Source organism: Conchiformibius steedae (genome assembly GCF_014054725.1).
Taxonomy (GTDB): domain Bacteria; phylum Pseudomonadota; class Gammaproteobacteria; order Burkholderiales; family Neisseriaceae; genus Conchiformibius; species Conchiformibius steedae.
In genome coordinates, this window is record NZ_CP059563.1 from 1,581,040 (window position 1) to 1,594,977 (window position 13,938).

11 protein-coding genes are annotated in these 13,938 nt (G+C 54.8%); 2 read left to right on the forward strand and 9 right to left on the reverse strand.

Annotated elements, in window-relative coordinates; translation table 11 throughout:
• The 9 genes from H3L98_RS08295 to metF form a co-directional block, all read right to left on the reverse strand.
• Positions 1–1,269 carry a NupC/NupG family nucleoside CNT transporter gene (locus H3L98_RS08295; protein WP_027021607.1) on the reverse strand — a complete coding sequence of 423 codons (1,269 nt, stop codon included), beginning with the start codon at positions 1,267–1,269 and terminating at the stop codon, positions 1–3.
• A 33-nt stretch (positions 1,270–1,302) separates the two neighbouring features.
• Entirely contained in the window at positions 1,303–2,802 is a 1,500-nt protein-coding gene (gene rng / locus H3L98_RS08300; protein WP_027021608.1) for a ribonuclease G, read from the reverse strand.
• Positions 2,803–3,085: 283 nt separating this feature from the next.
• Positions 3,086–4,267, reverse strand: coding sequence for a succinyldiaminopimelate transaminase (gene dapC / locus H3L98_RS08305; RefSeq protein ID WP_027021609.1), 1,182 nt, complete (start codon positions 4,265–4,267; stop codon positions 3,086–3,088).
• A gap of 26 nt (positions 4,268–4,293) precedes the next feature.
• Entirely contained in the window at positions 4,294–5,421 is a 1,128-nt protein-coding gene (gene proB, locus H3L98_RS08310; protein ID WP_027021610.1) for a glutamate 5-kinase, read from the reverse strand.
• Between the two features lie 24 nt (positions 5,422–5,445).
• Entirely contained in the window at positions 5,446–6,027 is a 582-nt protein-coding gene (locus H3L98_RS08315; protein ID WP_027021611.1) for an FHA domain-containing protein, read from the reverse strand.
• Positions 6,028–6,048: 21 nt separating this feature from the next.
• Positions 6,049–7,899: an FHA domain-containing protein gene (locus H3L98_RS08320; RefSeq protein ID WP_084481842.1), complete on the reverse strand. Its 1,851-nt coding sequence runs from the start codon at positions 7,897–7,899 to the stop codon at positions 6,049–6,051.
• A 36-nt stretch (positions 7,900–7,935) separates the two neighbouring features.
• Entirely contained in the window at positions 7,936–9,747 is a 1,812-nt protein-coding gene (locus H3L98_RS08325; protein WP_051532002.1) for a protein kinase domain-containing protein, read from the reverse strand.
• The gene (locus H3L98_RS08330) at positions 9,744–10,919 is read right to left on the reverse strand and encodes a PP2C family protein-serine/threonine phosphatase (protein ID WP_027021613.1); all 1,176 of its coding nucleotides are present in this window, start codon (positions 10,917–10,919) and stop codon (positions 9,744–9,746) included. The genes H3L98_RS08325 and H3L98_RS08330 overlap by 4 nt, the downstream gene beginning before the upstream one ends.
• Before the next feature lie 227 nt (positions 10,920–11,146).
• Complete coding sequence (gene metF, locus H3L98_RS08335; protein WP_034333079.1) at positions 11,147–11,986, reverse strand: methylenetetrahydrofolate reductase [NAD(P)H]; 840 nt, start codon at positions 11,984–11,986, stop codon at positions 11,147–11,149.
• 299 nt (positions 11,987–12,285) lie between these two features.
• On the opposite strand from metF, the gene H3L98_RS08340 reads away from it, so the two are divergent.
• Positions 12,286–13,230, forward strand: coding sequence for a class I SAM-dependent methyltransferase (locus tag H3L98_RS08340; protein ID WP_027021615.1), 945 nt, complete (start codon positions 12,286–12,288; stop codon positions 13,228–13,230).
• A 10-nt stretch (positions 13,231–13,240) separates the two neighbouring features.
• Positions 13,241–13,777: an isochorismatase family protein gene (locus H3L98_RS08345; protein ID WP_027021616.1), complete on the forward strand. Its 537-nt coding sequence runs from the start codon at positions 13,241–13,243 to the stop codon at positions 13,775–13,777.
• Positions 13,778–13,938 lie beyond the last annotated feature (161 nt).

Sequence of the window (13,938 nt, forward strand, 5' to 3'; positions counted from 1 at the left end):
TTAGGCGGCTAATCCGATAAATAGACCCGCAATCGTGGCACTCATCAGGTTGGACAGCGTACCCGCCACCAGTGCCAATACGCCCAAACGGGCAATTTCGCCGCGCCGCTGTGGTGCCATAATCGACAATCCGCCCACCAAAATGGCGATGGAACTGAAGTTGGCAAACCCGCACAAGGCAAAAGTAATAATGGCTTGGGTTTTGGGCGAGAGTGCGTCTGCACCTGCTTTCAGGTGTTCGGTAAAATTGCTGTAGGCAACAAATTCGTTAATTACCAGTTTTTGCCCGATAAACGAACCTGCGGTTTGCGCTTCTGACCACGGTGCGCCAATCAGCCACGCCAAGGGCGAAAACAGCCAGCCAAGAATTTTTTCTAAAGACAAACCTGTTACGCCAAACCAGCCGCCCACGCCGCCGATAATGCCGTTTAACAATGCCACAATACTGACAAAGGCAATCAGCATGGCTGCCACGCTCAAGGCGATTTTCATGCCCGTATCCGCACCCGCTGCAATGGCGTCAATCACATTGGTGGGTTGGGATTCGTCTTTGTCGGCAAAGACGGCTGCGGCGGTGGGGTCGTATTGGGGGGTTTCGGTTTCGGGGTAAATCAGTTTGGCAAACAGCAATCCACCGGGGGCAGCCATAAACGAGGCGGCAATCAGATAATGTGCGGGTACGCCCATGCCCACCAAACTGCCCAATACCGAACCCGCAATCGATGCCAAACCGCCCGCCATAATCGCAAACAATTCCGAGCGTGTCATCTGCGGCAGATAGGGCTTAATCACCAAGGGTGCTTCGGTTAAGCCGACAAAAATATTCGCCGCTGCCGACATGGATTCGGGGCGCGACGTTCCCAACAGCCGATGCAGCGCACCGCCAATCACACGGATGACCCACGTCATCACGCCCAAATAATACAGCAGCGAAATCAAAGCCGAGAAAAAGATAATCATCGGCAACACACGGAAAGCAAACACAAAACCGCCGCCGCCAAACAGCTCAAACATTTTAGCGTCCACCAAACCGCCAAACAAAAACGCAATCCCGCTGTTGCCGTAGTCCATGACCGCCACCACGCCTTCCGACAGCTTTGCCAGCACCTCCCTACCCTGCGGCGAATACAGCACAAACGCGCCCAAGCCCAATTGCAGCGCAAACGCCACCCCCACCGTGCGCCAATTTACGGCGCGGCGGTGGCGCGACAAGGCAAAAGCAATACCCAACAGCACCGCCATGCCCAACAAACTGTTTAACACACTCATTTCGGATTTCCTTGTAATAAAAAGCAAAAAAACTTATACCAATACAATATCGTATTGTTCCTGCGGATAATGCCCGTCTGCTTCCAGCAACACAGGTTTGCCGACAAAATCCATCAGTCCCGCCAAAGACTGCGATTCTTCATCTAAAAACAATTCAATCACTTGCGGCGAAGCAATCACGCGGAATTGTTTGGTGTCAAAACGGCGGCTTTCGCGCACGATTTCGCGCTGGATTTCGTAACACACGGTTTGCGCGGTTTTCAAATGTCCGCGCCCTTGACAAGCGGGACACGGCTCACACAGGATTTGATTGAGGTTTTCGCGGGTGCGTTTGCGCGTGAGTTCCACCAAACCCAAGCTGGTAAAACCGTTTAAGGTAACACGGGTGCGGTCAAGACTGAGGGCTTTGGCAAATTCCTGCAACACGGCTTCGCGGTGTGCGGGTTGTGCCATATCGATAAAATCCACAATAATCATGCCGCCCAAATTACGCAGGCGCAATTCGCGGGCAATGGCGTGGCAAGCTTCCAGATTGGTTTTGAAAATGGTTTCGTCAAAATTACGCGCCCCCACAAATCCGCCCGTGTTCACGTCTATGGTGGTCATGGCTTCGGTGGCTTCAATAATCAGATAACTGCCGAAATTTAAATTCACGCGCGGTTTTAAAGCGTTTTGGATTTCCGTTTCCACGCCATAGGCTTCAAACAGCGGACGTTCGCCCTGATACAGGCGGATTTTGTCAGCTGCGCCGCTAACATACAAATCGGCAAACTCGCGCATATTGGTGTGGTTGAGATTGGAATCCACCAAAATCTGACGGCTGGTGTCGGGGTGAAACATATCGCGCAACACGCGCAAACTTAAAGGCAAATCGCAATATAACAGGGTTTCGGGCGGACTGGTACGCGCCAGCTTGCTGATGTTTTGCCACAGCTTGCCCAAATAGGCGATATCAGCAGCCAGTTCGCCATCATCGGCGGTTTCGGCACTGGTGCGGATAATATAACCGCCGCTGTGTCCTTCGGGTAACAATGCCTGTAAACGCTCACGCAGACTGTGGCGTTCTTCTTCGTTTTCAATGCGCTGGGAAATGCCAATGTGTGCGTCTTGCGGCAGATGCACCAAAAAACGCCCAGCCAGTGAAATTTGGGTGGAAAGGCGTGCGCCTTTGCTGTTAATCGGGTCTTTAATCACCTGCACCAGCAGGGTTTGCCCTTCAAACAGCATGTGTTCAATGCGTTGCGCAGCATCGGGGTTTTGCCTTTGTTCAAAAATATCCACAATATGCAAAAAGGCGGCGCGTTCCAAACCAATATCCACAAACGCGCTCTGCATCCCCGGCAACACCCGCCGCACCACGCCCAAATAAATATTGCCCACCAAACCGTGTCCGCCGTTGCGCTCGATGTGCAGCTCGCAGATTTCGTTGTCCTGCAATACGGCAACGCGGGTTTCCTGCGGGGTGATATTGACCAATACGGTTTCGGGGGGGCGCAAGGTGTTTTTGGGCAGCGGAATGATGTCGTTTAACACAAAATGCTTTCAAGTTTTTTAGATAGGAAGTTTTGATAAACCGATATAGTCAATATGCTTTATTTCTCATACGGCGTTGGCTTGCCTTGCCGTATTATCCATACTGTCTGCGGCATCGCCGCCTTGTATGAAAAATAAATCACATTAACTATAACACCGTTGCCGATTGGCAAAACGGCAAATCCGAATACCCCGCCATTATAAAGAATATCGCAGCAAACAGAAAACGCGGCAAAAGCTGCCGCGCTTTTTTGAATCTGCCAACAAATCAGATACAGCAGGTTTACAGTGCCACCATGCGTTCTGCCGCTTCCACGCAGCGCGAGACTTCGTCCACCAAAGCAATCCGCACAAAACCGCGCCCCGGATTGCCCTGTGCGGTATCGCGGGCGAAAAAACGCCCCGGTAAAACCTGCACGCCTGCGCGTTCGTACAGCTCTTGGGCGAAACCCAAATCGTCGCCATCGGGCACAGGCAACCAGATATAAAACGATGCTTCGGGCATTTTGACATCAAAACGCTGTTGCAGCACGGGCAGCACACGGGCGAATTTTTCGGCATACAAACGGCGGTTTTCAATCACATGCTCTTCGTCCTGCCACGCGGCAATGCTGGCGTGTTGCACAGGCAAGCCCATGGCGCTGCCGTGATAGGTGCGGTACAGCAAAAATTTTTCCAACAAACGCGCATCGCCCGCCACAAAACCCGAACGCAAGCCCGGCACATTGGAACGTTTGGACAGGCTGGTAAACATCACGATATCGCGGCAGCTGTGTTTGAGTTTTGCCGCTGCCTGCAAACAGCCCATCGGCGCATCGTCATCAAAATAAATTTCTGAATAACATTCGTCTGAAGCAATCACAAAACCATATTTGTCCTGCAAGGCAAACAGGGTGCGCCAATCTTCCAAACGGAACACGCTGCCTGACGGATTATCGGGCGAACACACAAACACCAGCCGACAGCGTTCCCATTGCTCGGCAGACACACTGCTCCAATCGGGCAGGAAACGCGGCGCGGTGGCATTGGCAAACACGGTTTCGCCGCCTGCCAACAAGGTTGCGCCTTCGTAAATCTGATAGAACGGATTGGGACACACAACTACAGGTTTACACTTGCTTTCGCTGCCGTCTAATACGGTTTGCACAAAAGCAAACAGGGCTTCGCGGCTGCCCAATACGGGCAGGATTTGCGTTTCGGGATTAAGCACAATGCCGTTATAACGGCGCGACAACCAATCGGCGCAGGCTTGGCGCAATTCGGGCAAACCGTGTGCCAAGGGGTATTGCGATACGGTGTGCAGGTGGGCGGTAAGCGCATCGGTAATCACGGCGGGGGCGGGGTGTTTGGGTTCGCCGATGTGCAGGGGAATCACGGGCAGTCCTGCGGGCGGGTTGATACCTTGCAGGGCTTGACGCAAACGGGCAAAGGGATAGGGTTTGAGCAAATCCAAGCGGGGATTCATAATCGGGTTTCCTTTCTTTCAGGCAATCAGTTGGTTAGGGCAAGGTTGTCGCGGTGTATCAGCTCGTCTTCGTGGGCGTAACCGAGTTGGCTGCCGATGTCGCGGCTGGCGATGCCAAGGATTTTTTCGGTTTCGCTGCGGCTGTAATTGCTTAAACCGCGGGCAATTTCCTGACCTTGCGCGTTCAACACGGCAATCGGTTCGCCCCGCGCAAAGCTGCCCGATACGACACGGCAACCCACAGGCAATAGGCTACCATGTTGTTGCAATAAAGCTTTTTCTGCGCCTGCATCTACGGTTACGCTGCCTGCCACGCGCAATTGCCCCAACAGCCACTGTTTACGGGCATTTACCCGCGATACCGTGCCGTAAAACAGCGTGCCTACGGCTTCATCACGGCGCAGACGCATCAGTACATCGCTTTCGTGTCCCGAGGCAACCACGGTGTTTGCCCCGCTTTGGGCGGCGCGTTTGGCTGCCAATACTTTGGTAAACATACCGCCTGTGCCAACACCCGTTCCCGCACCGCCTGCCATAGCAGTCAAATCAGGGTGGTCGGCGGCGATGCGCCCGATAAAACGCGCTTGGGGATTGTGGCGCGGGTCGCTGTCGTACAAGCCTTGTTGGTCGGTTAGAATCACCAACACATCGGCATCCAACAGGTTTGCCACCAATGCGCCTAAAGTGTCGTTGTCGCCCAATTTGATTTCATCGGTGGTAACGGTGTCGTTTTCGTTGATAACGGGGACAATGTGATGCGCCAACAGCGTTTGCAGGGTGCTGCGGGCGTTCAGGTAACGGGTGCGGTGGCGCAAGTCGTCGTGGGTGAGCAAAATTTGCGCAGTGGTAATGCCGTGCGGGGCAAATGCCTGTTCGTATGCCTGCGCCAAACCCATTTGTCCTACGGCGGCGGCGGCTTGCAGTTGGTTTAATGCGGTCGGGCGTTTGTCCCAACCCAAACGGCTCAAACCTTCGGCAACCGCGCCGCTGGACACCAGCACCACATCTGCGCCGCTGCGCTTGAGTGCGGCAATTTGTTCCGCCCACGCGCCCAAAGCGGCATAATCCACGCCGCGCCCGCCTGCCGTCACCAAACTTGAACCGATTTTCACAATCCACAAACGCGCTTGCGATAAAGGCGTTAATGCTTCCATTTCGTCCATCTAAAATTTCCCCGTTTAATCTTCCCACACAAAATGCTTGCCACACAAGGGCATAAACAGCAATTGCGTTTCGCCCACCTGCAACACGTCGCGGGCTTTCAATACGGGCGTACCGCGTAAAGTCGCACCGTTAAGCAAAGGCAGGTTGCGGCTGCGCCCGCGTTCCACAAAAAATTCGTTGGCGCGGGCATCGTACACCACAATCGCGTGGCTGTCGCGGCTGATGTGCGGGTCGCTGTGTTCGCCAAAATCCAAACTCACTTCCATATCGCGGCTGCGCCCGATGCGGTTTTCGCCGTCAATCAAACGAAAATCGCGCCCTTGACCTGCGCCGTTCAACACCACCAGCCAGCCTGTTACGGGCCAATCGTGGTCGGCGGCGGGTGCAGAAAAAATTTGGGTTTTCGGCGCAGCAGCTGCGGCGGGACGAACGGTATCCGCAGCCGCCACAGGCGGCGCAGTGGCAACATGGGTTTTGGGCGCGGCTACGGTGCGCGTTCCCGCTGCGGGAGCAGACACATCGTGGCAATAAGGACAGCGCGGATGAGCGGAAGCATCGTAATAATGCTTGGCGGCGGCGCACAGGGTTAGCGACATGATTCAATTCTCACAAAACGGTTAATCGGGCTGCGCCACCACATAGGCGCTGTCGGGACTGCCGAAAAAGATGCTTTGCCCAACACGCAGGCGCACGGGCGAGTCAATGCGGACATGGTCCACAAACGTGCCGTTGGTTGAGCCTTGGTCTGACAACATCAGACTGCCATCTGCTTCCACACGCAGCAGCGCGTGCGTACCCGACACCTGCATATCCGACAATTGTAAATCATTGTGGGCGGCACGTCCGACTTGAACGCTTTGTTCTGCAAACAACAGCACTTCGGGCAAACCTGCTGTTTGCGGGCGCAAACGTGCCACAGGCGCAGCAGCGGTGTCGCCGTACACAAATACGGCAACATCGGCATCAGAAGTCAGCTGCAACACATCGCCACGGTTTAAGCGCGTGCGCCCGTTTGTCCGTTTGCCGTTAATAAACGTGCCGTTGGTGCTGTTCGCGTCTTCCACAAACAACTGGTTGCCGTCAAAGTATAAATCCAAATGGTGGGACGACACCCGTCCGTCTGCAATCACCGCATCGCAATCCGTATCCCGCCCCACACGCAGGCTTTGCTGCGGATACACCGTCAGCGGCTGCCATGCGCCTGTTTGAACGGTCAAACGCGCAGGCACACCCGCAGCGGCGGGATTGACCTTGTGCGTTTTGGGCGAGGGCGCGGCGGCGCGGCGCGTGGCTTGCGCGGGTTCGGGGCGCGGGGGAACGGCTTGATGTTGCGGCATATCTGGCGCACGCGCAGCAGAACGGCGTTTGCGGCGCAACACCCAGAACAGCAGCTTCCACGCCACCACACACGCCACCAACACCAGCGCACCGATAATCAGCAGCGGAATAAACGTGTGCGGTTTGTCGGCAGCGGTTTTCACAAAAGCAATCATCGCGTCCAGCCAATTGGCGGCAACGGCTTCTGCGCCGCCGCAACGTCCCGTTGCCTGTTCAAAGGGAATTTGCTGTTTGCGTAACAGCGCAGCGGCTTCGCTATTGGCAACGGCAACTTGGTTTTTACCGATTTGCGCCGTGGCAACAGCTTGTCCGCAGCGGTTTAACAAAGGTCCGCCGCGCATACTGCCCTGCACCGCCGCGCTGTGTTCCCACGCATCGGCTGCGCCGTTCTTGACATGGCGTTCCAGCAAACCCGTTTCGTTAGACGGATTCAAATAGCCCTGTTCGTCAAACGCGCCGCGTTTCGCGCCCAATTGGTCAGACACGCCTTCCATGCCCACGGCAAACACGGGCGTGCCACGCTCAACAAATTGCGGGTCTGCCAAGGCAATCGGTTTGGCTTTGGCGTGCAGCATACGCGGGTCTTTTACCGCCAACACCGCCAAATCGCGGCGGCTGTCGGCAGCCACCGTATCAGCAGGCAGCAGCGACAATTTCGGCGACACCGCCATCACCACAAAAGCGCGTACTTTACCGTCGCCGCCGTTGTAGCGCATACCCGCTTTATCGGTAAAAAACACTTCTGTACCGCTGGCATCGGCAGCCACTGCCGCATTGGTTAGCAAATGCCCCTGCTTGGACACGCTATAAGCCGAACCGCTTGCCAGCAACAGATAAGGTTGCGCCCCATATTGGAATATCAGCCCGCTGCCGCCCGCTTCGCGCAGTTTGCCCGACGATTTGCTTTGCAACTGCAAACCGTCAAACGGCGCAACGGCAAAACCTTTATTGTCCAACGCGGGACGGTACTGCGTACCGCTTTGCAGGGTAAATTCTTTCGGCAAGGGCAAACCCAGCCACACGCGGTACACCGATTGCTGCGCGGCGCGGACGTCAGGATAATCGTCTGCCCGTGCAGGCAGCACCCACAGCAGCAACAGCCAACAGGCAAAAAGTTTAATCTTGTTCACAGGCTCTTCCTTTTGATTTTCGCTATCCGTCTGCCCTTACAGCGCAGACGCAGACGCTGTGTTTTCTTCGTTTTCCGTTTCAATGGTTTCGGTTTCTTCGGCGGGAACGGGGCGCAGGGTTTCTTCCACCAGCTCGCCCTGTTTAAACCTGCCTTCGCTGCGCCCTGCTTCCACTTTGCCGTTTAAACGCACCAGCGTGCCTTTGCCTTCCCACAACGCGTTTTTAAACCCGCCTGTGTAACGGAAAGTCAAACCGTCTTCGCGGTAGCTGCACACGGCGGTGTTTTTCGCCTGATTAAACTCGCCCTTGCACATCGGCGCATCTTTCATGCCCGTCATCGCGCCTTTGCCCATAATGCGGTCGTTGGCAAACTCGCCTTCGTAAGACGCACCGTTTTTGTACACAATCACGCCCTGACCGTGCAGTTTGCCACGCACATAGCCGCCGCGGTAAGACTGCGCGGGCGAGGCTTTATTCATGGTGTATTCGCCCTCGCCGTGTTTTTGGTCGTTTTTCCATGTGCCGTTGTACACGCTGCCTTTGGGGTAACGGCACAACACTGTGCCTTCGCGTTTGTTGTTGATGATGCTGCCCTCGCACACCGTGCCGTCATCAAACACCAGCTTGCCGTTGCTGTCGTTGGCCTTGCCGTTTTCAATGCGCCCGCTAAAGGTTGCGCCCTTGCCTGCCACAGTAATGCGGATTTCGCCCTGATAGGGTTTGTCCGATTCGCCGTTTTCCGCCGCTTGTTTGTTTGCACCGACAAAATAGCCGTAAGCCGCCACCGCTGCCGCCACACCAATCAGCCCGAAACGCATCACACTGCCCAAACAACCGCCCATACACCCAGCCGATGCCGTTTTCGGTGCAGCATTCGGGACAGCATGAACCGACTGTTGCTGTTGTTTTTTCCCTGTAGGGGGCGCAGCTTCGCGCACTTGGGTGTGTGCTGCTGTTGCCGTTGCGCCTTGCCCCATCAAAGCTTTTTGCATTTCAAAAGCATCTTGAAAACGGTCGCGAGCGTGAACACTCAAGCCCTTGTCAATCGCCGCCAACCAATGTGCGGGATAGTGTTTGGCATACACGCTTTTTGCCAACGGCTGATAAGGGTCTTGCTGCAAACGATTGACGGCCTCTTCAGGCAAATTGCCCGTTACCGCCTGATACAAACACGCCGACAAGCCGTATAAATCCAAAGCGGGGGTGTACGGACCTTTGTTGCTGTATTGTTCCACAGGGGCAAAACCGGGGGTCAGAATTTGCGTGAGCGGACGGCTGCGCCCGCCCACTGCCATTCTCGCCGAACCGAAATCAATCAAAATCGGCTGTCCTTCCTGCGCCAACAGAATATTGGCGGGTTTGATGTCGCGGTGCAGCAAATCCTGTGCGTGAATATATTTCAAACCTTCCAGCAGTGGCACAAAAATCTTATCTAAATCGGCACGTTGTGGCTTGGGGTTCGCCTGAATCCAATCCAATAAGGTGGTACTGCCCAAATAAGGCATCACAAAATACGCTGTGCCGTTGGCTTCAAACAAATCGTTTACTTTCACCACATTGGGGTGATTCAAACGGTGCAAAAGCTGCGCTTCGTGAAAAAAACTGTCCAAACCCCAGCGGAACAGCTCTTCATCGCCGTTGCTTTTGGCGACGACTTCATCTGTGCCGGCGCGGCGGGTGGCGGTATCGGGAATATACTCTTTGATAACGTGTTGCGAACCCAACAAAACGTGTTGCGCCAAATAGGTAATTCCAAACGCGCCCGAACCGAGTACACGCTCGATGCGGTAGGTATTGTTGTTCAGCAGGTGTCCGACAGCAAGTGCGTCGTGGCGGTAAGCAGTCATAAAGCAGACTCCGATGATGCGGCGGATGCGGGTAAAACGGGAACGGCGGGCGCGGATGCGGGTGCAGCAGGTCGGGAAGCTGCGGGGGACGCGTCAGGCGTAGGCAAAACAGGGGCAGAAACGGCAGACGATGCCGCCGCAGCGGACGCAGCAGGTTTTGCCTGTTCGGGTTGCTGCTGCGGTGGCGGACGGAAATACAGTGCCAACACCAGCAAACCCGCTATCCCTGCTACTGCCATGCCCGCCAACAACGCCACGCCGAACACCGAAGATTTCGGCTTTTGTGGCGGCGGCAACATCAGCCCGCTGTCGGGATTCAACACGCTGGGGCGGCGTTGGCTGTTTAAGGTGGTCGGATTCGCCACTTTGCGGACAGGCGCAGTGTGCGCTTCATGCTCGGAACGGCGCACCAAAATCACGCTGGTATTGTCCTGACCCTCGCGCCCACGCGCCGCCACCGCGTCTAACAAGGCTCGGGTACAGCCGTCCAAATCGCGCCCCTGTTGCGCCAGCAGCGCGGCAATGTCGCCATCGGGTGCATCGTCCAAAGTTTGTAAACCATCACTGGCAAGCAGCAGCAAGGCATCAGGCGGCAACACGCCCGAACGCACGTCAATACGCGGAATGTCTTTCCCCATCACCGCGCTGGTAATGGCATGACGGGCAGGATGCTGCGCCGCTTCTTCACGACTCATCTGCCCTGCCGACACCAGCTTTTCCAAATCCGCCGCAAAGGCATGATTTTCATTGATGCGGCGCAAACGCCCGTTTTCAAACACATATAAAGGGCTGTCGCCCACGCTGACAAAGCTGTACGCGCCATCGGGCAGGTGCAGCAGCACCGCCACCAAAGTCGTCCCCATACCCTCGGTATCGGGACGCGCCTTAATCACCCGCGCCAAGGCGTTATTTGCCTGATACAGCGCGGCTTTTAACGCCGATTCGGGGTGCGTGCCGCTGATGTGGCTGTCAATATGCGCGGCGAATGCCTGTGCTGCCGTTTGCGATGCCAAACTGCCGTTGCGGTGTCCGCCCATGCCGTCTGCCAACACATACAGCCGCAGCGTGTCCGACACATTTTGGTTCCACACCACATCTTGCTGTTCATCACGCGCCCCCACACTCTGACGCTGGCTGAAATTGGGCGTTTCAGAAGAAGACGGATTCAGCATATTGTTTCCTTTATATTTATTTATTCGGTAAGCAGGCAGCGGCAGCCTAGGGCGTGTCCTAGGGCGTGTCCCTATTTGCTTTGCCAAGCGGTTTGTTGAGTAGAAATCCGTGTATGCAAGGCAAAAATCCGCGCAAGGTTGAACACCTTGTAAGGATTTTTAACGCGGCAGACGCGGGTTTATACCAAAAACACCGCCGCATAAGTCAATAGGGACACGCCCTAGTCTCAATAGCCCAAACGCTGGCAGATGGTGGACGACAATCCCGCCTGATTCAGTGTGTAAAAATGTAGCCCCGGCGCACCTTCTCGCAACAAACGGGCACACATTTCTGTTACCACATCCAATGCCAATGCCTTAATCGCCGCCGTATCATCGGCATACGATTGCAATTTTAAACGCAGCCAACGCGGGATTTCCGCACCGCAGGCATCGGAAAACCGCGCCAGCTTGGAAAAACTCGCCACAGGCATAATCCCCGGTACGATGGGAATGTCCACGCCGCGCCCCTGCACATCGTCCACAAAACGGAAATAGGCATCGGCATTGTAAAAATACTGGGTAATCGCCGAATCTGCGCCCGCTCTTACCTTACGCACAAAATGGTTGATGTCGTCTTCGGCACTGCGTGACTGCGGATGGTATTCGGGATACGCTGCCACTTCGATATGGAAATCGTTGCCAAATTCGTTTTTGACCAATTCCACCAATTCGTTGGCATAGCGCAAACCGCCCATGCCCGAACCGATGCCCGATGGAATGTCGCCGCGCAAGGCAACCAAATGGCGCACGCCCATTTGCTTGTATTGCTGCAACAATTCTTTGATTTCGCCTGCGTCCATGCCAATGCAGGGCAGGTGCGGCGCGGCGGGCGTGCCTTCGTTTAAAATATCCTGCACCGTTTGCAGCGTGCCTTCACGGGTGCTGCCGCCTGCCCCTGAAGTACACGAAAAAAAATCAGGGCGGAACTGGCTTAACTGCTTGCGCGTTACCACCTGTTTGGCGCGACCTTCGGGTGTGCGCGTGGGGAAAAATTCAAAGCTTAATTTGGGCGCGTAGGTTTTCACCTGTATTCCTTATCACAAAAATGTTTCAATACACAGGGCTGCACATCAAGCACAGCCCGATGTGTTGCCCTGATTCGGACGGGCTTACACCCCGCCGAAACAAAAAAACTTATTTTACCGCCGTAAACGGCAGGGTTTCAAACCGAAAAGGAATTTTTGATGAAAAAAGCAAAAGTGCGAACTTAACCCGTGCAGCGGGCATTTGACAAATGCGCCGTGCAAAAACCGCTGCTGCTGCCGTGTTTACAAACCCGCAAGGGCGCGGTATGCTGCCACCGTTATCCCCCGCAGCAAATGCCATGACCGATTTTTCCCCGTTTGCCAACCGCTTGGGCAAAAACATCAAACACCGCTTAAAATGGGCAAAACGCCTGCAACTGGAAGCATGGCGCGCCTACGACCGCGACGTTCCCCAATTTCCCTTTGCCGTGGATATTTACGGCGGTCACGCCCATGTGCAGGAATACGACACAGGCTGGCTGATGTCGCCCGCCGACCACCGCCGCTGGCTGGAAGGCGCAGTGGAAGCCGTTGCCTTTGTGTGCGGATTTCCCGCGCAAAACATTCATTTAAAACAGCGCAGCCGTCAGAAAGGTTTGCAGCAATACCAAAAAACAGGCAGCACGGGCGAAGATTTTATCGTGAGCGAAAACGGGCGCAAATTTTGGGTGAATTTAGATAAATACTTGGACACAGGCTTGTTTCTCGACCACCGCAACACCCGCAAAACCGTGGGCGACAGCGCGGCGGGCAAGCGTTTTTTAAATTTATTTGCCTACACGGGCAGCTTCAGCGTGTATGCCGCCACAGGTGGCGCGGTTTCCAGCGAAAGCGTGGATTTGTCCAACACCTATTTGGAATGGGCGCAACGCAATTTTGCCCTAAACGGCATCAATCCCCAAGCCCACCGCACCGTCCGCGCCGACGTGTTTCAGTATTTGCAACAGGCCAACGTCCAAAACAAACGTTTTGACCTGATTGTGTTAGACCCGCCCAGCTTTTCCAACAGCAAAAAAATGCACGATATTTTAGACATCGGGCGCGACCAAATCCCGCTGGTGCGCCAAACCATGCGCCTGCTGGAATCCAACGGCACTTTGTATTTTTCCAATAATTTACGCAGTTTCAGCCTTGCCCCCGAACTGGCAGCCGAATTTCACATCCGCGATGTGTCTGCCCAATCCGTTCCCGACGATTTCCGCAACAAAAAAATTCATCAATGTTTTGAAGTAAAACACCGCTAGGAGAAAAACCATGCTTACCCCCAACAACACCTTGGCTTTGGTAATTGACATTCAAGAACGGCTGTTGCCCGTGTTGCACGAAAACGAGCGCTTTATCGCCGACACCGTGAAGTTAATCACAGGTTTACGCGCCCTTGACGTGCCGTTGCTGCTCACCGAACAATACCCCAAAGGCTTGGGACACACGGTAGAACCCATCAAAACCGCCGCCGACAACGCCCCCGTGTTTGAAAAAACCCGCTTTTCGGCGTGGACGGAAGACGTTGCCGCCGCCGTGCGCGACAGCGGCGCAACCAATATCATCGCCGTGGGTTGCGAAACGCATATTTGTATGTTGCAAACCGTGCTGGATTTACGCGCACAGGGCTTAAATGTGTATCTGCCGCAAGAATGCCTGACTTCGCGCACCGCCGCCAATAAGAAAAACGGTTTGCGCCAAGCAACGGCGGCAGGCGCAATTGTCAGCAATGTGGAAAGCGTGTTGTTCCAACTGCTGCAAGATGCCAAACATCCTGCGTTTAAAACCATTTCCAAACTGATTGTTTGATTTTTCCTTTGGCGGCACGCTTGGCATCAGGCAAGGCGTGCCGTTTTTTATCGTTGATTAAAATCGCAACGATACGGCGTTGCCAACGCCCTGATGTACGATTTGTACACGGCGGGCGTTGCCGCCTTGTCTCGTTTTTATTTTCATCAACTATCTTTTCT

Coding starts and splice junctions, on each gene's coding strand:
- dapC (WP_027021609.1), bottom strand. CDS start 4,267: ATGAATCCCCGCTTGGATTTGCTCAAACCCTATCCCTTTGCCCGTTTG.
- H3L98_RS08295 (WP_027021607.1), bottom strand. CDS start 1,269: ATGAGTGTGTTAAACAGTTTGTTGGGCATGGCGGTGCTGTTGGGTATT.
- H3L98_RS08315 (WP_027021611.1), bottom strand. CDS start 6,027: ATGTCGCTAACCCTGTGCGCCGCCGCCAAGCATTATTACGATGCTTCC.
- H3L98_RS08330 (WP_027021613.1), bottom strand. CDS start 10,919: ATGCTGAATCCGTCTTCTTCTGAAACGCCCAATTTCAGCCAGCGTCAG.
- H3L98_RS08340 (WP_027021615.1), top strand. CDS start 12,286: ATGACCGATTTTTCCCCGTTTGCCAACCGCTTGGGCAAAAACATCAAA.
- H3L98_RS08345 (WP_027021616.1), top strand. CDS start 13,241: ATGCTTACCCCCAACAACACCTTGGCTTTGGTAATTGACATTCAAGAA.
- H3L98_RS08325 (WP_051532002.1), bottom strand. CDS start 9,747: ATGACTGCTTACCGCCACGACGCACTTGCTGTCGGACACCTGCTGAAC.
- proB (WP_027021610.1), bottom strand. CDS start 5,421: ATGGAAGCATTAACGCCTTTATCGCAAGCGCGTTTGTGGATTGTGAAA.